The sequence below is a fragment of the Burkholderiales bacterium genome, assembly GCA_023511995.1.
In the GTDB taxonomy this organism is placed as follows: domain Bacteria; phylum Pseudomonadota; class Gammaproteobacteria; order Burkholderiales; family Thiobacteraceae; genus Thiobacter.
In genome coordinates this window covers 101005-120660 of sequence record JAIMAL010000001.1, presented here as the reverse complement: position 1 = coordinate 120660, position 19656 = coordinate 101005, and the positions used below count along the sequence as shown (strand labels likewise).

General features: G+C 64.8%; 18 protein-coding genes. 7 read left to right on the top strand and 11 right to left on the bottom strand.

The annotated features are described in order from the left end of the window. Positions 1-16: 16 nt before the first annotated feature. Positions 17-3592, top strand: a complete 3576-nt coding sequence (locus K6T56_00575) for a hypothetical protein (GenBank protein ID MCL6554834.1) — start codon at positions 17-19, stop codon at positions 3590-3592. Positions 3593-3605: 13 nt separating this feature from the next. Here K6T56_00575 and ispH read toward each other — a convergent pair whose 3' ends face one another. Continuing rightward, the gene (ispH, locus tag K6T56_00570; protein ID MCL6554833.1) at positions 3606-4526 is read right to left on the bottom strand and encodes a 4-hydroxy-3-methylbut-2-enyl diphosphate reductase; all 921 of its coding nucleotides are present in this window, start codon (positions 4524-4526) and stop codon (positions 3606-3608) included. A gap of 94 nt (positions 4527-4620) precedes the next feature. Here ispH and K6T56_00565 point away from each other — a divergent pair, with 94 nt between their 5' ends. Then, positions 4621-4839 (top strand): cold shock domain-containing protein, encoded by a 219-nt coding sequence (locus K6T56_00565; GenBank protein ID MCL6554832.1) that lies wholly within the window; start codon positions 4621-4623, stop codon positions 4837-4839. Here the strand turns inward: K6T56_00565 and K6T56_00560 are convergent. From K6T56_00560 to murJ, 5 genes are read right to left on the bottom strand one after another with little or no spacing between them, the layout of a single operon-like run. Beyond that, positions 4802-5260 carry an FKBP-type peptidyl-prolyl cis-trans isomerase gene (locus tag K6T56_00560; protein MCL6554831.1) on the bottom strand — a complete coding sequence of 153 codons (459 nt, stop codon included), beginning with the start codon at positions 5258-5260 and terminating at the stop codon, positions 4802-4804. The genes K6T56_00565 and K6T56_00560 overlap by 38 nt on opposite strands. Further along, positions 5257-5739, bottom strand: coding sequence for a signal peptidase II (gene lspA / locus K6T56_00555; protein ID MCL6554830.1), 483 nt, complete (start codon positions 5737-5739; stop codon positions 5257-5259). Before lspA ends, K6T56_00560 begins: the two co-directional genes overlap by 4 nt. After that, a complete protein-coding gene (gene ileS, locus K6T56_00550; GenBank protein MCL6554829.1) occupies positions 5732-8515 on the bottom strand; it encodes an isoleucine--tRNA ligase in 2784 nt (927 codons plus the stop codon). The genes lspA and ileS overlap by 8 nt, the downstream gene beginning before the upstream one ends. 41 nt (positions 8516-8556) lie before the next feature. Further along, on the bottom strand, positions 8557-9501 hold the full coding sequence (locus K6T56_00545; GenBank protein MCL6554828.1) for a bifunctional riboflavin kinase/FAD synthetase: 945 nt from the start codon (positions 9499-9501) through the stop codon (positions 8557-8559). Positions 9502-9542: 41 nt separating this feature from the next. Further along, positions 9543-11081 (bottom strand): murein biosynthesis integral membrane protein MurJ, encoded by a 1539-nt coding sequence (murJ, locus tag K6T56_00540; GenBank protein ID MCL6554827.1) that lies wholly within the window; start codon positions 11079-11081, stop codon positions 9543-9545. 132 nt (positions 11082-11213) lie between these two features. Between murJ and rpsT the strand changes: the two genes are divergently transcribed. Continuing rightward, positions 11214-11477, top strand: a complete 264-nt coding sequence (rpsT, locus tag K6T56_00535; protein MCL6554826.1) for a 30S ribosomal protein S20 — start codon at positions 11214-11216, stop codon at positions 11475-11477. Positions 11478-11608: 131 nt separating this feature from the next. On the opposite strand, the gene K6T56_00530 is transcribed toward rpsT, so the two are convergent. After that, complete coding sequence (locus K6T56_00530; GenBank protein ID MCL6554825.1) at positions 11609-12352, bottom strand: type 1 glutamine amidotransferase; 744 nt, start codon at positions 12350-12352, stop codon at positions 11609-11611. Here K6T56_00530 and K6T56_00525 point away from each other — a divergent pair. Further along, complete coding sequence (locus K6T56_00525) at positions 12329-12982, top strand: TIGR02281 family clan AA aspartic protease (protein MCL6554824.1); 654 nt, start codon at positions 12329-12331, stop codon at positions 12980-12982. The two genes, K6T56_00530 and K6T56_00525, sit on opposite strands and share 24 nt — an antisense overlap. Before the next feature lie 59 nt (positions 12983-13041). Here the strand turns inward: K6T56_00525 and folE2 are convergent, their stop codons facing one another. From folE2 to xseB, 4 genes are all read right to left on the bottom strand, one after another. Further along, positions 13042-13854 carry a GTP cyclohydrolase FolE2 gene (folE2, locus tag K6T56_00520; protein ID MCL6554823.1) on the bottom strand — a complete coding sequence of 271 codons (813 nt, stop codon included), beginning with the start codon at positions 13852-13854 and terminating at the stop codon, positions 13042-13044. Positions 13855-13895: 41 nt separating this feature from the next. Next, complete coding sequence (dxs, locus tag K6T56_00515) at positions 13896-15785, bottom strand: 1-deoxy-D-xylulose-5-phosphate synthase (protein ID MCL6554822.1); 1890 nt, start codon at positions 15783-15785, stop codon at positions 13896-13898. 2 nt (positions 15786-15787) lie between these two features. Beyond that, positions 15788-16633, bottom strand: coding sequence for a polyprenyl synthetase family protein (locus K6T56_00510; GenBank protein ID MCL6554821.1), 846 nt, complete (start codon positions 16631-16633; stop codon positions 15788-15790). A gap of 62 nt (positions 16634-16695) precedes the next feature. Then, complete coding sequence (xseB, locus tag K6T56_00505; protein MCL6554820.1) at positions 16696-16929, bottom strand: exodeoxyribonuclease VII small subunit; 234 nt, start codon at positions 16927-16929, stop codon at positions 16696-16698. Positions 16930-17157: 228 nt separating this feature from the next. Between xseB and K6T56_00500 the strand changes: the two genes are divergently transcribed. The 3 genes from K6T56_00500 to K6T56_00490 all read left to right on the top strand — a co-directional run bounded on the left by K6T56_00500 (position 17158) and on the right by K6T56_00490 (position 19599). After that, a complete protein-coding gene (locus tag K6T56_00500) occupies positions 17158-18261 on the top strand; it encodes an aromatic ring-hydroxylating dioxygenase subunit alpha (GenBank protein MCL6554819.1) in 1104 nt (367 codons plus the stop codon). A gap of 36 nt (positions 18262-18297) precedes the next feature. Next, positions 18298-19146, top strand: coding sequence for a DMT family transporter (locus tag K6T56_00495; GenBank protein MCL6554818.1), 849 nt, complete (start codon positions 18298-18300; stop codon positions 19144-19146). 102 nt (positions 19147-19248) lie between these two features. Continuing rightward, entirely contained in the window at positions 19249-19599 is a 351-nt protein-coding gene (locus K6T56_00490; protein MCL6554817.1) for an STAS/SEC14 domain-containing protein, read from the top strand. The last annotated feature ends 57 nt before the right edge of the window (positions 19600-19656 follow it).

The window sequence follows — 19656 nt, the reverse complement described above, 5'->3', positions numbered from 1 at the left end:
TGAGGAGGACCCATCCATGAACCGTCCATCCCGTTTCCCTCCCTGGCTTGCGCTGCTGGCCACGGCGTTGCCCATGGCGCACGCGGCTTCCACCGACATTGCCGATGTACCCATGGCCGTCACCACCCGCGCCGCGCCCAATATCATGTTCGTGCTGGATGACTCCGGGTCCATGCAGTGGGAGTTGCTGCCCGATGAGGTGACTTGGGTTTACTACGTCTTTCCCAGACTGGTGAGCGGTATATACGGTGGTAGCGACTACTCGAATATGGTGCCCACCCCGGACAACAATGACGCCTTCAACGCCCGCAGCCGCTCAAAGGACATCAACAAGCTCTACTACAACCCTGCGGTGACCTACCGTCCCTGGGCCAAGGCAGATGGGACGCTGTGGCCTGCCGCCAGCCCCACCTGTGCCTACAACAACCCAGCCGACACCTCCAAGGGTTGCCGCAATCTGACCACCACGCTTACTGAGTCGGCGACGTGGTGCAAGGTAGGGCCCACATGGCCAGGATCGTGGAGCTGCAGTACGGGATCCAAGAGCTACTACCCGGCGACCTACTTCCGCCTCGACTCGGGAACTGGCACGGCTTGGAGCAATTTCACCAAGGTGGAGATCAAATCAAGCACCCCCACCTATACGGGTGAGGGCCGGGAAAACCGCACCGACTGCGCCAGTGCGGCCACCGCCACCTGTACCTACGCGGAGGAAATCCAGAACTTCGCCAACTGGTACACCTACTACCGTTCCCGGGTACTGGCCGCTCGCGCCGGCGTAGGTCATGCTTTTTCCCGCCTGCCCGAGACCCCGCGCGTGGGCTTTGGTGCCATCAACAAGGGTTCCACCACGGTGGACGGGGTAGCCACGGCCACCATCATCAACGGCGTGCGGCCCTTCACGGGCACCGACCGCGGAAACTTCTTCTCCACCCTCTACAACCACGTGATCCCCGCGGCAGGAACACCCCTGCGCAGGGCCCTGGATGACGTGGGCCAATATTTCATGCGTACCGACAATGCAGGGCCGTGGGGGGACAATCCCGGCTCCAGCACCTCCACCACGCCCCATGCCTACTGCCGGCAGAACTATACGGTGCTCATGACCGACGGTTATTGGAACAGCACGGCTGCCTCCACCGCCACCGGGAACGTGGATAACACCAACGGGCCCCTCATCAGTGGCACCGATCCCGCGACGGGTGCCGCCCTGAGCTACCAGTACAAGGCTCCCACGGGCTCACCCCCCTACAGCAACCCGCAGACGGTGAAGGCAGCGCCCTACAGCGATAACTGGAGCAACACCCTGGCCGATGTAGCCATGTATTACTGGTATCGTGACCTGCGCCCGGACCTGCCCAACAAGCTGCGCCGCACCGCAGAAGACGAGGCCTTCTGGCAACACATGGTGACCTATACCGTGGGCCTGGGGGTGGTTGGCTCCATCAATCCCGCGACTTGCCCGCCACCCTACAATGCGACGGCCTGCTACGCCATTTCCTGGCCCCAGCCCTCCGCTAGCGGTACGTTTGAGAATGTGGACGATCTTTTCCACGCCGCCATCAACGGGCATGGGCGCTTCTTCAGTGCCTCCAATCCCACCGAGTTCGCCCAGGGGCTGATCGATGCGCTGAACAACATCATCGGCCGCGAGGGGGCGGCGGCGGCGATCACGGTGAGCAATCCCTATGTCACCAGCAGCGACAATTCGGCTTTCATTTCCGGTTACAACTCGGGCAACTGGTTTGGCGAGCTCAATGCCTACGCCATCGACCTCGTCACCGGACTGCCCAACCTGAGCGCTCCCAAATGGGTTAGCCCCGCCCAGATCCAGCTTGACGCCATGCCCTGGAGCAGCCGCAAGATCGCCACCTACAACGGAAGCAGCGGCATCCCCTTCACCTGGTCGAGCCTGCCGTCCAGCCTCAAAAGCAGGCTCAACACCCCGGTGAGTCCGCCCGGCACCAGCGACGGCAATAAGGTGCTCGATTTCCTGCGCGGCGACCGGAGCCGGGAAAACTTGGACTACCGCGGTCGGACCCATATTCTGGGTGACATCATCAATGCCGAGGCGGTCTATGTGCCGCCACCCCGCGCCAATTACGGGGACAGCGGCTACGGGGCGTTCAAGACCGCCCAGGCGAGCCGCACCAAAATGCTCTACCAGGGGGCCAACGATGGCATGCTGCATGCCTTCAAGGCGGATACCGGCGAGGAGATGTGGGCCTATGTGCCGGGCATCCTGCTCAACACCAATCTCGGCAGCTACACCGGGACGAGCAGCCTGGTGAACCTCAGCCTGCGCACAGGTTTCACCCACCTCAACTATATCGATGCCACACCGGTTTCCGGCGATGTGGACTTCAACAATACCGCCAGCTCCTCGGGCAGCCCCGACTGGCACACCATCCTGGTGGGCGGCCTGGGCAAGGGGGGCCGCGGCTATTACGCCCTGGACATCACCAATCCTTCCGCCAGCTCGGATGCCGACGTGGCGGCGAAGGTGTTGTGGGAGTTCCCCAATAATTCAACGCCCCCGAGCGTGAAGAAAAACATCGGCTACTCCTTCGGCACCCCCATCATCGTCAAAACCCAAAGCAAGGGTTGGGTGGTGCTGGTCACCTCGGGTTACAACAACGGCTCCGACACCGGGGGCGACGGGGAAGGCCACCTGTTCGTCCTCGATGCAAAAACCGGCAATCTCATCAAGGACATCAGCACGGGCGTGGGTTCTTCCACCGACCCCAGCGGGCTCGCCTTCATCAGCGCCTACGTGCAGAACGGCGACGTGGATGCAACCACCGATTACGTCTACGGTGGTGACCTGAAAGGCAATGTGTGGCGGTTCGACCTGACCGGTGCCTCGGGGAGCTGGAACGTGAAGAAACTGGCGACACTGGTGGATGCTTCCGGCAACTACCAGCCGATCACCACGCCACCCGAACTGGCGGAACTGGCCACGCTGGGCAAGCGCGTGGTCTATGTGGGCACCGGCCGTTATCTCGGTCAGAGCGACATCCCCGGCACAGCCGGCGCCAATGCCCATGCCACCCAGACGCAAAGCCTCTATGCGTTGCTGGACGATCTTTCGCCCAATCCGCTGATCAATCCCCTGCGCAGCAATCTGGTGCAGCAGACCATCAGCGTCAGTGGCAGCACGGTCTCCATCACGCCCACCACGGTGAACTGGAACACGAAGAAAGGCTGGTTCGTGGACTTCCCCAACACCACGGCCACCACCCCCTCGACGGTGGGACAGCGGGTCATCGGCGCTCCCTTCCTCGCCCTGGGCACCTTGGTGGTCACCACCAACGTGCCCAACAGCGATCCCTGTGAACCGGGCGGCAGCAGCTGGATCTATTTCTTCGACTACGCCTTCAGCAGCAGCGTCTATGGTTCGACGCTTAGTGCAAGTGGCATGTCGCTTGGCAATGCGCTTGCCAGCCGGCCGACGGTGATCATGTTGCCCAACGGCCAGCCCAAGTGGCTCACCCAGCAGTCAGACCAGACCCAGAAAGGTGGCAGCGTGCCGGTGACCACCAGCGGCAGCGCCAAGCGGCGCATCATGTGGCGGGAGATCGTCGATCAGTGAAGGCGCCGGGGGCTCAGTCAGCGAGCCCCCTGGGCAGGGGGAAGTGCACGATCTCGGCGGGGGCGGGCATTTCGGCGACTTCGGCGCCCATGGCCTGAAGGCGGGCCACCACCTGCTGCACCACCACTTCCGGCGCCGAGGCGCCGGCGGTGACCCCCACCCGCTGGCTTTCGGCGAACCACTCGGGGCGCAGGTCGTCGGCGGTGTCCACGAGGTAGGCCGGGGTGCCGAGGTTTTCCGCCACTTCCCGCAGACGGTTGGAGTTGGAGCTGTTGCGGGAGCCCACGACAATGACCACGTCGCAGGCAGCGGCCAGGCGTTTGACGGCGTCCTGGCGGTTCTGGGTGGCGTAACAGATGTCGTCCTTCTTCGGCCCCTGGATGAGGGGAAAGCGCGCCTTGAGGGCGGCGATCACCTGGGCGGCATCATCCACGGAAAGGGTGGTCTGGGTGACGAAGGCGAGGTTTTCCGGCTCCCCGACGCGGAGGCTCGCCACGTCTTCCACGCTTTCCACCAGATACATGCCGCCGTCTGCCTGGCCCATGGTGCCTTCCACCTCCGGGTGGCCGCGGTGGCCGATCATGACGATTTCCTTGCCGGCCGCACGCATGCGCGCCACTTCCACGTGCACTTTGGTCACCAGCGGGCAGGTGGCGTCGAACACCCGCAGGCCGCGCGCTTCGGCTTCCTGGCGCACCGCCCTGGACACGCCATGGGCGCTGAAAATCACCGTGGCGCCAGGGGGCACCTGGGATAGCTCGTCAACGAACACCGCGCCCTTGGCCTTCAGACTCTCGACGACGAAGGTGTTGTGCACGACTTCATGGCGCACATAGATGGGCGCGCCGAATTTTTCCAATGCGCGCTCGACGATCTCGATGGCACGGTCCACCCCGGCGCAGAAGCCACGGGGATTGGCCAGCAGGACTTGCATGTTTGCCTCAGATGGTGTAATAGGATGCGCTTCCAATAATAACAAGGTTTTACGGCAACCGCCGGTGTTTCACTGGAAGGAGGAGGAGCCTGCCATGGCCATGGGCGTCGTCAAGTGGTTCAACAACAGCAAGGGCTATGGGTTCATCGAGCCCGAGGAGGGCGAGGACCTGTTCGTCCACTATTCGTCCATCCTGATGGATGGCTACCGCACCCTGCGCAATGGACAGCGCGTGAGCTTCGATGTGGCCTATGGCGAAAAGGGGGCCCACGCCATCAACGTCGTTCCGGCGCCGGATTCCCCCGCCGCCTGATCGCCAAAACCTGCACCTCGAACTGTACCGGACAGTCACACAGCGGGTGGTTGAAATCCACCACGACCGTCTCCGCCCCGCATTCCACGACCGTGCCCACCAGGTCGTTGCCGTTGGGCAGGGTGAAACGGATGAGGGCGCGCGGGGCCACGGCCATGTCGGGGGGAAAGGCCGCCCTGGGCAGGCGCTGCAGGAGTGCGGGGTCGCAATGGCCGAAGGCCTGCTCCGGGGGCAGCAGGAAAACCCGCTGCTCCCCGCTGGCAAGCCCGATGAGACAGCGCTCCAGGTTCTCCGCCAGCTCGCCCTGGCCAAGGGTGATGGTAGCCGGCTCGCCGCCGAAGGTGCCCTCCAGTTCCTCCCCCGTCCCCGCCGCCAGGCGGTAATGAAGGACCACCGTGTCGCCGGGCGCCACGGTGTTCATTGCGCCCGCCCCCGGGCCAGGCTGTCCCAGATGAGCAGGGCCGCGCCGCCGGTGATGGCCATGTCGGCGACGTTGAAGGCGGGCCAGTGCCAGCCTGCCACGTGGAAATCCAGGAAATCCACCACATAACCGAGCCGCAGCCGGTCCAGGAGATTGCCCAGGGCGCCGCCCAGGATGCCGGCCAGCGCGAGACAATAACGCGGTTCCTCGCGATGCCGGGCAAGGAGCACACCGATCACCACGGCGGCAATGGTGGCGACGACGATGAAAAACCCCCGCTGCCAGCCCCCCGCCCCGGCCAGGAGGCTGAAAGCGGCACCGGTGTTGTGGGCGAGCACCAGATTGAAAAAGGGCGTCACCAGGATCTCTCTGCCGGGCAGCATAAACTTCGTCACTGCGAGCTTGCTCGCCTGATCGATCACGACCACGGCAAGGGCGACCGCGTACCAGCGGACAAGATCCGCCCACGCCTTAGGCATGGCGGCGTGGCTCCCCGCCGCCGAAGAGATTGGCCAGACACCGGCCGCACAGGGTGGGATGGCGCGGGTCCGCCCCCACGTCGGCGCGGTAGTGCCAACAGCGCTCGCACTTGGGGTGAGGGCTGGGTGTCACTTCGATGCGTTCCTCCGCAGCATTGGCCACTTCGAAGAGTCGCGCCTGGGAAGTGATGAGCACGAAGCGCAGGTCGTCCTCCAGCTCGCGCAGCACGGTGTAGCGGGCGCCGCTTGCATAAATGTCCACCTCGGCCTGCAGGGAGGAGCCGATTCTGCCTGCCACCCGCACCTCTTCCAGGCGTTTTTGCACCTGGGCCTTGACCTCGCGCACCGCCTGCCACTTGGCGCGCAGGGCCGCAGCATCCTTGGGCAGCGGATGGCGGTGCCAGGTGGTGAGGAAGACACTGTCATCCTCGCGCCCCGTCAGCACCGCCCACACCTCCTCGCCGGTGAAGGAGAGCACCGGCGCCAGCAGGCGGGTGAGGACGTGGGTGATGTGGTAGAGGGCATTCTGCGCCGAACGGCGCGCGCGGGAGTCGCGGCCGGTGGTGTAGAGACGGTCCTTGAGGATGTCGAGATAGAAACCGCCCAGCTCCTCCGAGCAAAAGGTCTGCAGTTTCTGCACCACGTGGTGGAACTCGAACTCGGCGTAATGCCGTTCCAGCTCCGCCTGCAAATCGGCGGTGAGCACCCAGGCGTAACGGTCGAGGTCGAACCATTCATCCACCGGCAGGGCATGCTGGCGGGGATCGAAATCCGCCACGTTGGCAAGGAGAAAGCGCAACGTGTTACGCAGCCGGCGGTAGGCTTCCACCACCCGTTTGAGAATCTCGTCGGAGATGGAGAGCTCCCCGGAGTAATCGGTGGCCGCCACCCATAGGCGCAGGATGTCCGCCCCCAGGGTGTCCACCACCTTCTGCGGCGCCACCACGTTACCCCTGGATTTGCTCATCTTGTGACCCTGGCCGTCAACGACGAAACCATGGGTGAGCAGCGCCTTGAAAGGCGCATGGCCATCGATGGCGCAACCGGTAAGGAGTGAGGATTGGAACCAGCCGCGGTGCTGGTCGGAGCCTTCCAGATAGAGATCGGCGGGATGGCTAAGCCCGGCGCGACGCTTCAGGACACAGGCATGGGTGACACCGGAATCGAACCAGACATCCAGGGTGTCGGTGACCTTGCGGTAACGCTCCGCCTCCTCCCCCAGCCATTCCCGCGCATCGAGGCTGAACCAGGCTTCGATGCCCGCCTCCTCCACACGGCGTGCGGCCTTTTCGATCAATTCCGGTGTGCGCGGATGGAGCTCCCCAGTCTCTTGGTTGACGAACAGCGGCAACGGCACGCCCCAGTTGCGCTGCCGGGAGACACACCAGTCCGGGCGATTGCGGATCATGGCTTCCAGGCGTGCCCGCCCCCAGTGGGGAAAGAAGCGGGTGTGTTCCACTGCGGCGAGGGCCTGGCTGCGCAGGGTCGCTTCACGGCTGCGTCCCGGTCGGTCCATGGCGATGAACCACTGGCGCGTGGCGCGGAAGATGATGGGCGTCTTATGGCGCCAGCAATGGGGATAGCTGTGCTGCACCTTGTCGTGCTTCAAAAGCCGCCCGCCCTCGGCGAGCAGACGCAGGATGGTTTCATTGGCCGCCCAGACGTTCTGCCCGGCGACAAACGCGGTGCCCTCCAGGAAACGGCCGTCGTCCCCCACCGGTGCCTCCACCGGCAGGCCGTAGCGCAGGCCCACCACGTAGTCCTCCAGACCATGGCCGGGCGCGGTGTGCACAAGCCCGGTGCCCGTCTCCAGCGTGACGTGCTCGCCGAGAATCACCGGCACCACACGGGAAAGGAAGGGATGGACGAAGCGCGCCCCTTCCAGCGCGGCACCGCGGACGCTGGAGTGCACCTCCCACTGGGCAAGACCGTAGCGCGCCATGCAGGCTTCCACCAGATCGCGGGCCAAAAGCAGCACACCCTTTTCCGTCTGCACCAAGTCGTAATAGAACTCCGGATGCACGCAGATGGCCTGGTTGGCCGGCAGCGTCCAGGGGGTAGTGGTCCAGATCACGGCGAACACCGGTGCCGCCACGCCGGCAAGATGGAAGCGCCGCGCAATGTCGGCGCTGTCTTCAGCGGCGAAGGCGACATCGATGGCGGGGGAGACACGCTCCTCGTATTCCACCTCCGCCTCGGCCAGCGCCGAGGCGCAATCCACGCACCAGTGCACCGGCTTCATGCCCTGGTAGAGATAGCCGCTTTCCAGAATTTTCCCCAGGGCGCGCATGATGTCCGCCTCGAAGCGGTAATCCATGGTGAGATAGGGATTGTCCCAATCCCCCAGCACACCGAGGCGGATGAAGTCCTTTTTCTGGCGCTCGATCTGGCTTGCCGCATAGGCACGGCACAGCTCGCGGAAGCGGGCGGGGTCGATGTTCTTGCCATGGGTCTTTTCCACCTGCAGCTCGATGGGCAGCCCATGGCAGTCCCAGCCCGGCACGTAGGGCGCATCGAAGCCGGCCAGCGTCTTGCTCTTGACGATGATGTCCTTGAGGATTTTGTTCACCGCATGACCGATATGGATGTCGCCATTGGCATAGGGCGGTCCGTCATGCAGGATAAACTTGGGCCGGCCGCGGCAGGCTTCACGGATACGCTGGTAGAGCCTCCCCTGCTGCCAGCGCTCCACCATGCCCGGTTCCCGTTTCGCCAGATCGCCCCGCATGGGAAAAGGCGTATCCGGCAGATTCAACGTGCTCTTGTAGTCAGCCATGTCCAATCCAAATGCAGGCAGCAAGGGGAACGAAGCCCTCGCTAGCCTTGTGCCCTTGCCTTGAAAAAAAGCTTTGCCTGCGCCACGTCGCGTTCGATCTGGGCGATGAGGGCTTCGACGGTGGGGTATTTTTCCTCGTCGCGCAGCTTGTGCAGGAAATTCACCCGCACATGGGCGCCGTAAATGCGTTCGTGGAAATCGAAGATGTGGACCTCCAGGGTGGGGGCTCCGTCCCGCTTCACCGTGGGGCGCACCCCGAGGCTTGCCACCCCGGGCAGGCAGGCGCCTTCGAGGCCGCACAATTCTACCGCAAAGATGCCGGACAACGGCGGGCGGTTGTGCTTCATCTGGATGTTGGCGGTGGGAAAGCCGAACACCTGACCCAGCTTGTCGCCATGCACCACCCGGCCACTGATGCTGTAGGGACGTCCCAGCAGACGCGCCGCCCACGCCATGTCACCGGCGGCGAGTGCCTCCCGCACCGCCGTCGAGGACACACGCGTGCCATCCACCATGACGCTCCCCAGGCTCTCCGCGGTGAAGCCATGGCGGAGGCCTGCAGCCTCAAGGAGGGCGAAATCGCCTTTGCGCCCGGCGCCGAAACGGAAATCGTCCCCCACCAGGACCCATTTGGCGCGCGCTTCGCCCACCACCACCTGCTCGATGAACGCTTCCGCAGCCATGGCGGCCAGCCGCGCGCCGAAGCGGCAAAGATAGACGAGGTCCACCCCCAGCTCCCGCATCAGCTCGACCTTCTCCCGCAGCGTGGTAAGCCGCGCCGGCGCCTGCTGGGGAGCGAAGAATTCCCGCGGATGGGGCTCGAAGGTCATCACCGCCGCGGGCAATCCCCACTCATTGGCGGCGGCCCGAAGCCGGGCGAGCATCGCCTGGTGTCCGCGGTGCACGCCATCGAAATTGCCGATGGTGAGGGCCACACCGGCCTGCGCCCGGCAGGCACGGGGCGTAAGTTTGAGGGTATTCAGCATAGGCTTCCGATTCTAACGGCAGCCAGGCACGGCGCAAGCCACTAGTCGGCCGCGCGGCGGACGAAATCCCGGGGACGCATGCCGAGGGCGAAGAGCATGGCGAAATAGCTCACCGCACCGGCCAGCACCAGGAGGGTGAGGTGAAGGACGCGGCGGGCGGCACCGGCCGCAAGCCAGGCCTCGTTAGGCCCCGCCAGCCACGCCAGAACCCCGCCCATCACCGCAAGGGCGATGGCAAGGCGCAGCAAGAAACCACCCCAACCCGGCTGCGGCACATACACGCCCGCGCCCCGCAGGCCGCGGAAGAGGAGCGCCGCATTGAGACACGCCCCCAGGCCGATGGCAAGGGCAAGCCCGGCATGGTGCAGGAAGCCAATGAAGGCGAGGTTCATGGCCTGTGTGGCAGCCAGGGTGAGCACGGCGATTTTCACCGGAGTCCTGATGTTCTGGCGGGCATAAAAGCCGGGCGCCAGCACCTTGACCAGGATCAGCCCCACCAGCCCCACGCTGTAGGCCATCAGCGCCTTGCGCGTCATCCACACGTCGTGGGCGGAAAACTGGCCGTAGTGAAAGAGCGTGGTGATCAGGGGAACGGCAAGGAGCGCCAGCGCCAGCGCCGCCGGCAGGGCAAGGAGCAGGGTGAGCCGCAGTCCCCAGTCGAGCAGCTTCGCATACTCGCCGTGGTCCTGGCTGGCGAAGTGCCGGGACAGGCTGGGCAGCAGGATGGTGCCCAGGCCCACGCCGAGAATGCCGGTGGGGAATTCCATCAGCCGGTCGGCATAGTAGAGCCAGGAAACGCTGCCCGTCACCAGGAAGGAGGCGAAGATGGTGTTGATGAGGAGCGAAAGCTGGGCGATGGACACACCGAACACCGCCGGCCCCATGAGACGCAGGATGCGCCAGAGCCCCTCGTGGCGGAAGGCAAAGCGGGGCCGGGGCAAAAGGCCGAGGCGCGCCAGATGGGGCCACTGGAAGGCAAGCTGCAGCACCCCGCCGATGAACACCGACCAGGCCAGCGCCAACACCGGGGGATCGAAGTGGGGTGCAAGCCACAGGGCGCCGGCGATCATGGAGAGATTGAGCAGCACCGGCGTGAAGGCCGGCACCGAGAAACGGCTGTAGGTGTTGAGGATGCCCCCGGCGAAAGCCACCAGGGAAATGAAGAGAATGTAGGGAAAGGTGATGCGCAGCATGGCCACCGTGAGGGCGAATTTGTCCGCCTCGTCGGCAAAGCCCGGCGCGCTGACATAGATCACCCACGGCGCGGCAAGCACCCCCAGGACCGTCACCAGAAACAGTGCCAGCAGGAGCATCCCCGCCACGTGGTCCAGCAAAAGCCGCGTGGCATCCTGGCCGCGCTGGGTCCGGTATTCGGCGAGGATGGGGACGAAGGCCTGGGAGAACGCCCCCTCGGCAAAGAGCCGCCGCAGCAGGTTGGGAATGCGGAAAGCGACAAAAAACGCGTCGGTCATCACCCCGGCGCCGAAGGCGCGGGCGATCACGGCGTCGCGCACGAAACCGAGGATGCGCGACACCAGGGTCATGGACCCCACGGTGGCCAGGGCTTTGAGGAGATTCATGGAAAAGGCGAAAAGTCTGCATGATACAGGCAGCCGCGGCGCAGGCGTGCAAGCCCTTGGTGACGTTGCAAAACGGCCGACTCTGGGGTAGGATTTGCGCCTTTTTCCGAGTTCTCGTCTTCAGGAGCTTACATGGCCAACTCAGCCCAAGCCCGCAAGCGCGCGCGCCAGTCGGAGAAAGCCCGCATGCACAATGCGAGCCTGCGCTCGAGCCTGCGCACCGCCATCAAGAAGGTCCGCAAGGCCATCGAGGCCGGCGACAAGACCGTGGCCCAGCAGGTGTTCCGCGAGTCGATGCGCATCATCGACCGCATCGCCGACAAGAAAATCGTGCACAAGAACAAGGCTGCGCGCCACAAGAGCCGCCTGTCCGCCGCCATCAAGGCGATGGGGTGACAGGGATCAGGCATCAAGCATCAGATCAAAGCCCGGGCCCTTGGGGTGTCTTTCGGCAAGGCTCCCCTTCCCCCTTATCCGTTCCGTCAAAGCGTTTCCCTCTCCCCCGAAGGGCGGGGGGAGGGAGGCTTTCACGTGCGCAAGCCCGCGATCCAGTGACTGTAGAGCCGGTCCGCCACGGCATTGAGGCGGCTCACCCGCCCTTCGAGATCGGTGAGGATCTCGAAGGGCGTCTGCACTGCCGGGCTTTTCGCGGAGGCAATTTCCTCCGCTCCCACCTCGCACCAGGTCCTCACCATCTCCGCCGTCATCTCCACGTGGCATTGCATGCCCAGATGCGGGCCCAGCACGAAGGCCTGATTCTCACAATGGGCGGAACGCAGGATGTGGGTTGCGCCCGGCGGCAGGGTGAAGGTCTCGCCATGCCAGTGAAAGGAAAGGAAACGCCGGGGTGCATCGCCGAACCAGGCGTGGGCGGCGTCGTTTTCAAGCACCTCCACTTCGCCCCAGCCGATTTCCTTCACCGGATTGGGCCCCACCTGGCCGCCCAGGGCCTTGGCCATGAGCTGGCCACCCAGGCAATGGCCCAGCACCGGCACCTCCCGCTCCACCGCGCGCCGGATGAGTTCCAGCACGCGGGCAATCCAGGGAAGATCATCGTTCACACTCATCGGGCCGCCCATGAACACCAGACCGGCATAGGCATCGGGCTCCCGCGGCACAGGGGCGCCATTGTCGATGGGGATCAATGCCAAAGGAATACCCCGGCGTTCGAGAAAGCTGGCAAAATAGCCTGGCCCTTCGGTGGGCGCATGACGAAAGACGGCAACCGGCTTCATGGGGGAGACGAAATGGGCAAGGGAATCCGCCGCCATTTTAACCGCTTCCTGCTGTTTCTGCTCGCCGCGGCCCCGGCGTGGGCAACGGACATCGAAGTCAGCGGGCTTTTCGCCAACAAGGCCATGGTCTCCATCAACGGCGGCCCGCCCCGGGTGATGAGCGTGGGGCAAACCTCCCCCGAAGGGGTGAAGCTCATCAGTGCCGACTCGGCAGCGGCGGTGTTCGAAGTGGATGGCCAACGCAAGCGGGTGGCCATGGGCCAGCGCATTGCCACCGCCTACGCCGGCGGCGCCAAGCCCACCGTCAAGCTGGTGGCGGACGCGGGCGGCCATTTCTCCACCACGGGCAGCATCAACGGCCGGCCCATCCGTTTCCTCGTGGACACCGGCGCCACCCTGGTTTCCTTCAGCACCAACACCGCGCGCCAGATGGGCATCGACCTCACCCGCGCTCCGCAGGGCGCGGTTTCCACCGCAGGCGGCATGGTGATGGCCTACAAGGTCACCCTGGACAACGTCAAGGTGGGGCCCATCTCCCTCAATTTCGTCGAGGCCACCGTCGTCGACAGCCTGCCCGATGGCTTCGCCCTGCTGGGCAACAGCTTTCTTTCCCGCCTGCAAATGAGCCGCGAGGGCAACGTCCTCACCCTCACCCAGAACTACTGAGGGAGCAGGAATCAGGGATCAGCGGGGCGGAGGCGGGTGCCCGCCCCAGGCTTTTCGAGTCAGACCACCGATTGCCTGGTCTTGTCCCGCTGGATCAGGGCATAAGCCGAGTGATTGTGAATGGACTCGAAATTCTCCGACTCGACGATGTAGGCGTCGATGCGGTCGTCGCGGTTGAGCACGGCGGCCACGTCGCGGACGATGTCCTCCACGAACTTGGGATTGTCATAGGCGCGCTCGGTGACGTATTTCTCGTCGGTGCGCTTGAGCAGCCCATAAAGCTCACAGGAGGCCTGTTCTTCGGCCACGCGGATCAAGTCCTCGATCCAGACGAAGCTGTTGCAGCGCGCGGTGATGGTCACGTGGGAGCGCTGGTTGTGGGCACCGTAGGCGGAAATCTTCTTGGAGCAGGGGCACAGACTGGTGACGGGCACCACGACCTTCATGGTCTGCCGGTATTGTCCCTTGTCGATTTCGCCGATGAAGGTCACCTCGTAGTCCATCAGGCTCTGCACGCCTGACACCGGCGCCGTCTTGTTGACGAAATAGGGGAAGGTCATCTCCACATAACCCGACTCCGCCTCCAGCCGCCGCACCATCTCCCGCAGCATGTGCTCGAAATTCTCGACGGAGATCTCCCGCTCATAGCCATTGAGAATCTCCAGGAAGCGGGACATGTGGGTGCCCTTGAAGTGATGGGGCAGATAGACATACATGTTGAAGACGGCCACGGTGTGCTGCACACCGGCGCTCTTGTCGGCGACCCGGATGGGGTGACGGACGGACTTGACGCCCACCTTGTCGATGGCGAGCTGTCGGGTGTCGGCCGTGGCCTGCACGTCGGCCATGGGGAGCACTTCACACTGGTTCATGGGGAGGTCCTTCTCGACTGGAGCCCGCAAGCGGGCGGGGTTCACTTGGCCCCAGTATAAGCCAGCTCAATACTTGAGTAAAGTACTCGGGTATGGCGACGGACACTGGCCACCACGCCCGCCACATTGAGGCCGCACTCGGCCAGAAGCTCGGCGGGGTCCCCATGCTCGATGAAGCGATCGGGCAGCCCAAGCTGCAGGACCGGCACGACAAGCCCTTGTTTTTGCAGGGATTCGAGTACCGCGCTGCCCGCCCCGCCGGCAATCGCGTTTTCCTCCAGGGTGACCAGCAGCCCATGGCTTTCCGCGAGCAGCTTCACCAGCGCATCGTCCAGGGGTTTGACGAAACGCATGTTGGCCACCGTGGCGTCCAACTCCTCCCCGGCGGCCAGGGCGGGCGCCAGCATGCTGCCGAAGGCAAGCAGCGCGACCTGTCTGCCCCGGCGGCGGATCTCCCCTTTGCCAATAGGCAGGGCGCGCAGGGTGGGCTCCACCGGCACCCCGGGGCCCACCCCCCGGGGATAACGCACCGCGGTGGGGGTATCCAGGGTGAAGGCGGTGTAGAGCATCTGCCGGCATTCGTTCTCATCGGCCGGGGTGAAGACGGTGAGATTGGGAATGCAGCGCAGAAAGGACAGATCGAAGGCGCCGGCGTGGGTGGGCCCGTCCGCCCCCACCAAGCCGGCGCGGTCGATGGCCAGCATCACCGGCAGGTTCTGCAGCGCGATGTCATGGATGACCTGGTCATAGCCCCGCTGCAGGAAGGTGGAGTAGATCGCCACCACCGGCTTCAGGCCCTCGCAGGCGAGCCCCGCGGCAAAGGTGAGGGCGTGTTGCTCGGCAATCCCCACGTCGAAGAAGCGATCCGGGAAGCGTTCGGCAAAGGCCACCATGCCCGACCCCTCGCGCATGGCGGGCGTGATGCCGATGAGGCGGGAATCGGCCTCGGCCATGTCGCACAGCCACTCGCCGAAGACCTCGGTATAGGTCCTCGCCGGGGCGGACCGGCTGGCGAGCCCCTGCGCCGGGTTGAAGCGCGCCACCCCGTGGTAGAGACAGGGGTCCTCCTCGGCGAGCTTGTAACCCTGCCCCTTGCGGGTGACCACGTGGAGAAACTGCGGCCCCTCCAGGCGGCGCAGGTTGCTCAAGGTATCGATTAGCACGTCGAGGTCGTGGCCGTCGATGGGGCCCACGTAGTTGAAACCGAATTCCTCGAACAGGGTGCCGGGCATGACCATGCCCTTGAAATGTTCCTCCGCCCGTTTGGCGAGCTCGCGGATGGGGGGGATGGCCTCCAGCATCTGGCCGCCGGTCTTTTTCACGGCGGTGTAGAAGCGGCCGGACAAAAGCTTGGCCAGGTAGTTGGTCAGCGCCCCCACGTTGGGGGAGATGGACATCTCGTTGTCGTTGAGCACCACGAGCAGGTTGGCATCGCTTGCCCCGGCGTTGTTGAGGGCCTCGAACGCCATACCGCCGGTGAGCGCCCCATCGCCGATGACCGCCACCGTGCGCCGGTCGAGGCCGGCCCGTTTGGCGGCGATGGCCATGCCCAGCGCCGCGGAAATGGACGTGCTGGAATGCCCCGTGCCGAAGGTGTCGTAGGGGCTTTCCTCCCGCTTCGGGAACCCGGCAATCCCACCCCGCTGGCGCAGGGTGGCCATGGCTTCGCGGCGGCCGGTGAGAATCTTGTGCACGTAACTTTGGTGGCCCACGTCCCACACCAGCCGGTCCTCCGGCGTGTTGAAGACGTAATGGAGGGCGATGGTGAGCTCCACCGCGCCCAGATTGGAGGCGAGATGACCACCGGTGCGCGAAACACTTTCCACGAGAAAGGCCCGCAGCTCGGCAGCCAGACGCGGCAGGTCGCGCCGGTTAAGCCGCCGCAGGTCACGGGGGTCGTGGATGGTCTCGAGCAGCCAAGACGTGGACATGGCTAGAAACGGCGCAGCACGATGAAATCGGCGATCTCCTTAAGCCGCCGGGCGCGATCGCCGAAGGGTTCCAGGGCGGCGATGGCATCCTCGCGCATTTCCTGGGCCAGGCGGCGCGCCTCGTTGAGCCCCAGCAGGCTCACATAGGTGGGTTTGTTCTGCCGGGCGTCCTTGCCCGCCGTCTTGCCCAGGGTGGCCGTGCTGGCCTCGGCATCCAGCACGTCATCCACCACCTGGAAGGCAAGCCCGATGAACTTGGCAAAGTGATCCAGCCGCGCCACGTCCTCCTCGGCGAGCCGGCCACAGAGGGCGCCCAGCATGACCGAGGCGCGGATCAGCGCCCCGGTCTTATGCACGTGCATGGATTCCAGCTCGGGCAGGGTGAGCTGCCTGCCGACGCTGGCAAGGTCGATGGCCTGGCCCCCCACCATGCCGCGGGAGCCCGCCGCGACCGCCAGCAGGGCCACCATTTCCAGTTGCCGGTGGGGATCGTCCGCCAGGGGATACTGGGCGAGGAGCTGGAAGGCGAGGCTGTGCAGCCCATCCCCCACCAGGAGGGCGGTGGCCTCGTCGAATTCCACGTGGACGGTGGGTTTGCCCCGCCGCAGCACGTCATCGTCCATGCAGGGCAGATCGTCGTGGACGAGGGAATAGGTGTGGATGAGTTCCACCGCGCAGGCCACCACCTCCACCCGTTCGGGATGGGCATCGGCGAGCTCCCCCGCGGCAAAGGCCAATAGCGGCCGTATCCGTTTGCCCCCGCCCAGCACGGCATAGCGCATGGCCTGGTGCAGGCGCATGGGGGAGATGTCGGGGGCGGGCAGCATGCGGCCGAGCACCTCCTCCATGCGCGCCCAGTGGCGATGCGCCCAGTCCTCGAAGGCCGGGGAGAACGCGGCGTCAGGACCGCTCACTTGGCCGCCTCGGGCACGAAGGGCGCAAGCTCGCCGGATTCGGTGAGAATGCGCACCTGCTGTTCGGCATCTTGCAGTTCGCGCTGGCACAGCTTGACGAGTTCCGCGCCACGGCGGTAGGCGTCGAGGGATTCCTTGAGGGACAACTGGCCGCTTTCCATGCTGGCGACGATTTTTTCCAGCTCGGCGATGGCCGCCTCGAAGGTGGGCGCTTTCTGGGATTTGCTCATGGGAACCCTGTGCGGGAAAAGAGTCTAAAAGTACCGCAGCCGGGCCGGGCCGGTCAATGCGGAAAGCCCCTCCTTCTGCGGCCCTTGCCGCGGTCGCGAAAAGTGGACATAATTGTCATTTTTAGCGCGGGGCGCCGAGTTGCCGGCGGCCGTCGCAAGAGGGGGCTACAGCGGTCATCCCTGACCGCCGAGGGCGTTGACTGACAGCGTTCCATCCGCAAGGGGCCTATGTCCGATCTGTCCACCACTTCCGCGCTGACGCGCAACCCCACCCAGCTTCCCATCGAGTGGTATTTCGATCCGAAGATTTTCGAGCTGGAGAAAAAGCTCCTATTCGATGAGGGGCCGGGCTATGTGGGCCACGCGCTGATGGTCCCCAACCCGGGGGATTATTACGTCCTCGACTGGATGAACAAGGGCAGTGCCCTCGTCAACGGGCCGCAGGGCATCGAGCTCCTCTCCAACGTCTGCCGCCACCGGCAGGCGCTGATGTTGAGCGGCCGCGGCAACACCCGCAACATCGTCTGCCCCCTGCACCGCTGGACCTACGATCTCACCGGCAAACTGATGGGGGCACCCCAGTTCGAAAGCCAGCCCTGTCTCGACCTCAAACGCACGCCCCTCAAAACCTGGAACGGCCTGCTGTTCACCGGCCCGCGGGATGCGGCGCGTGATCTGGCCGGGCTGGGCGTGGCCAAGGAGCTGAGCTTCGAGGGCTACATGTTGGACCGGGTGCACATCCAGCCCTACAACTTCAGTTGGAAGACCTTCATCGAGGTCTATCTGGAGGACTACCACGTCGTGCCCTTCCACCCCGGGCTTGGCCATTTCGTCGATTGCAATGCCCTCAAGTGGGAGTTCGGCGACTGGTATAGCGTGCAGACGGTGGGGGTTGCCGACGGCCTGCGCAAACCCGGCTCACCCGTCTACCAGAAATGGCACGAGCAGGTGCTGCGCTACGACGAGGGCAGACTGCCCCCCTATGGCGCGATCTGGCTCACCTATTTCCCCAACATCATGGTGGAGTGGTACCCCCACACCCTGGTGGTGAGCACTGTCTGGCCAACGGGCATCGAGTCCTGCATCAACGTGGTGGAGTTCTATTATCCCGAAGACATCGTCCTCTTCGAGCGCGAGTTCGTCGAGGCGGAGCAGGCCGCCTACATGGAGACGGCGGTGGAGGACGAGGAAATCTGCCAGCGCATGCAGGATGGCCGCAAGGCGTTGTGGCAGCGGGGCGACAACGAAGTCGGCCCCTACCAGTCGCCCACCGAGGACGGCATGCTCCACTTCCACGCCTTTCTGCGCCGGCACATCGAGCCCCACCTCTGAAGGCCTGCCCGTGCCACCGCTTGCCTTCTTCACGGCATGAAATCCGGCTGGATGGTGGTGGCCGGGTTCATGTTCGCCCTCATGGGCGTGTTCGTGAAACTGGGCGCCCGCCATTTTTCCGCCGTTGAGCTCGTCTTCTACCGCTCCCTCATCGGTCTGGCTGTGGTCTATGGCAGCGTGCGCTGGCAGCGCCTCAGTCTGGCCACGCCCCACTTACGTATGCATGTTTCGCGGGGGCTTGCCGGCTTTTTCGCCCTGATGCTTTTCTTCTACGCCCTCACCGCCCTGCCGCTTGCCACCGCCATCACCCTCAACTACACCTCACCCCTTTTCCTCGCCCTGCTCCTCATCCTCACCCTGCGGGAGAAGCCCGCCTGGTGGCTCATCGCGGCGCTGGTGCTGGGTTTCGTCGGCGTGGTGCTGCTGCTCAATCCCCGTTTCGAGGGGACGGCGTTTTTGCCCAGGCTCCTCGGCCTGGCCTCGGGTTTTTTCGCCGGCGTGGCCTACCTCAACGTGCGACAGCTCGGCGCCCTGGGCGAACCGGAATGGCGCGTGGTGTTCTACTTCACCCTGGTGTGCACGGTGGGGGCGGCCATCTGGATGGGGTTCACCGGTATCCGGCTTCCCGGTGTGGCCGATCTGCCCCTCCTCCTCGGCCTGGGCGCGACCGCCACCCTGGGGCAGCTCGCCATGACCCGCGCCTGGAAGCGGGGCCATCCCCTGGTGGTGGGCAGTCTGGCCTACAGCACGGTGGTCTTCGCCAGTCTCCTGGGCCTGATGCTCTGGAACGAGGTTCTGCCGCCAGCCTCGTGGCTGGCCATCCTCCTCATCGCCTTGAGCGGTGCCTGGGCGAGCCGGGCAGGCCAGGCCAAGGCCATGGGCTGATTGCCGCCCGGGCGCTTAGGCGGTAGGAGAATCGCCCCAAGCCTTGCCCCGGTTGTCAGCGCCTCTCTACAATGGGCGCGAAACCCAGTCGAGGTGCCCATCATGATCAGCCTCTCCGTGGAGAAGAACGTCGTCACCCTGTCCGTCCTGGGTGAATTCACCCTCGACGATTTCCGGCAGTTCGAGGAACACGTCCTTTATGCGGCGAAGCTCGGGCCGGTGACCCTGCTCATCGATCTGCGCGACATGGTGGGCTACACCCTGGATGTGGTGTGGGAGGAAATCAAATTCTCCCGCGAGCATCAGTACGACTTCGACAAGATCGCGGTGGTGACCGACAGCCAATGGGTGGCCTGGAGCGCCTGGCTGCAGCGCATTTTCGTCGATGCCGACATCGAGGTGTTCGACGACTACGATGAGGCGCGGGCCTGGGTCTGCAGTGACACGGGCTAAAGCCCCGGTCTCCGGGCGCGCGCAACGTTGGTGAGCCGTGCCGCGCCGGGTACAATC

Bases quoted from the DNA above. Each gene is read 5' to 3' on its own strand.
- K6T56_00575 (MCL6554834.1), top strand. From the start codon at position 17: ATGAACCGTCCATCCCGTTTCCCTCCCTGGCTTGCGCTGCTGGCCACG.
- ispH (MCL6554833.1), bottom strand. From the start codon at position 4,526: ATGCAAGTCCTGCTGGCCAATCCCCGTGGCTTCTGCGCCGGGGTGGAC.
- K6T56_00565 (MCL6554832.1), top strand. From the start codon at position 4,621: ATGGCCATGGGCGTCGTCAAGTGGTTCAACAACAGCAAGGGCTATGGG.
- K6T56_00560 (MCL6554831.1), bottom strand. From the start codon at position 5,260: ATGAACACCGTGGCGCCCGGCGACACGGTGGTCCTTCATTACCGCCTG.
- lspA (MCL6554830.1), bottom strand. From the start codon at position 5,739: ATGCCTAAGGCGTGGGCGGATCTTGTCCGCTGGTACGCGGTCGCCCTT.
- ileS (MCL6554829.1), bottom strand. From the start codon at position 8,515: ATGGCTGACTACAAGAGCACGTTGAATCTGCCGGATACGCCTTTTCCC.
- K6T56_00545 (MCL6554828.1), bottom strand. From the start codon at position 9,501: ATGCTGAATACCCTCAAACTTACGCCCCGTGCCTGCCGGGCGCAGGCC.
- murJ (MCL6554827.1), bottom strand. From the start codon at position 11,081: ATGAATCTCCTCAAAGCCCTGGCCACCGTGGGGTCCATGACCCTGGTG.
- rpsT (MCL6554826.1), top strand. From the start codon at position 11,214: ATGGCCAACTCAGCCCAAGCCCGCAAGCGCGCGCGCCAGTCGGAGAAA.
- K6T56_00525 (MCL6554824.1), top strand. From the start codon at position 12,329: ATGGGCAAGGGAATCCGCCGCCATTTTAACCGCTTCCTGCTGTTTCTG.
- K6T56_00530 (MCL6554825.1), bottom strand. From the start codon at position 12,352: ATGGCGGCGGATTCCCTTGCCCATTTCGTCTCCCCCATGAAGCCGGTT.
- folE2 (MCL6554823.1), bottom strand. From the start codon at position 13,854: ATGAACCAGTGTGAAGTGCTCCCCATGGCCGACGTGCAGGCCACGGCC.
- dxs (MCL6554822.1), bottom strand. From the start codon at position 15,785: ATGTCCACGTCTTGGCTGCTCGAGACCATCCACGACCCCCGTGACCTG.
- K6T56_00510 (MCL6554821.1), bottom strand. From the start codon at position 16,633: ATGGAGGAGGTGCTCGGCCGCATGCTGCCCGCCCCCGACATCTCCCCC.
- xseB (MCL6554820.1), bottom strand. From the start codon at position 16,929: ATGAGCAAATCCCAGAAAGCGCCCACCTTCGAGGCGGCCATCGCCGAG.
- K6T56_00500 (MCL6554819.1), top strand. From the start codon at position 17,158: ATGTCCGATCTGTCCACCACTTCCGCGCTGACGCGCAACCCCACCCAG.
- K6T56_00495 (MCL6554818.1), top strand. From the start codon at position 18,298: ATGAAATCCGGCTGGATGGTGGTGGCCGGGTTCATGTTCGCCCTCATG.
- K6T56_00490 (MCL6554817.1), top strand. From the start codon at position 19,249: ATGATCAGCCTCTCCGTGGAGAAGAACGTCGTCACCCTGTCCGTCCTG.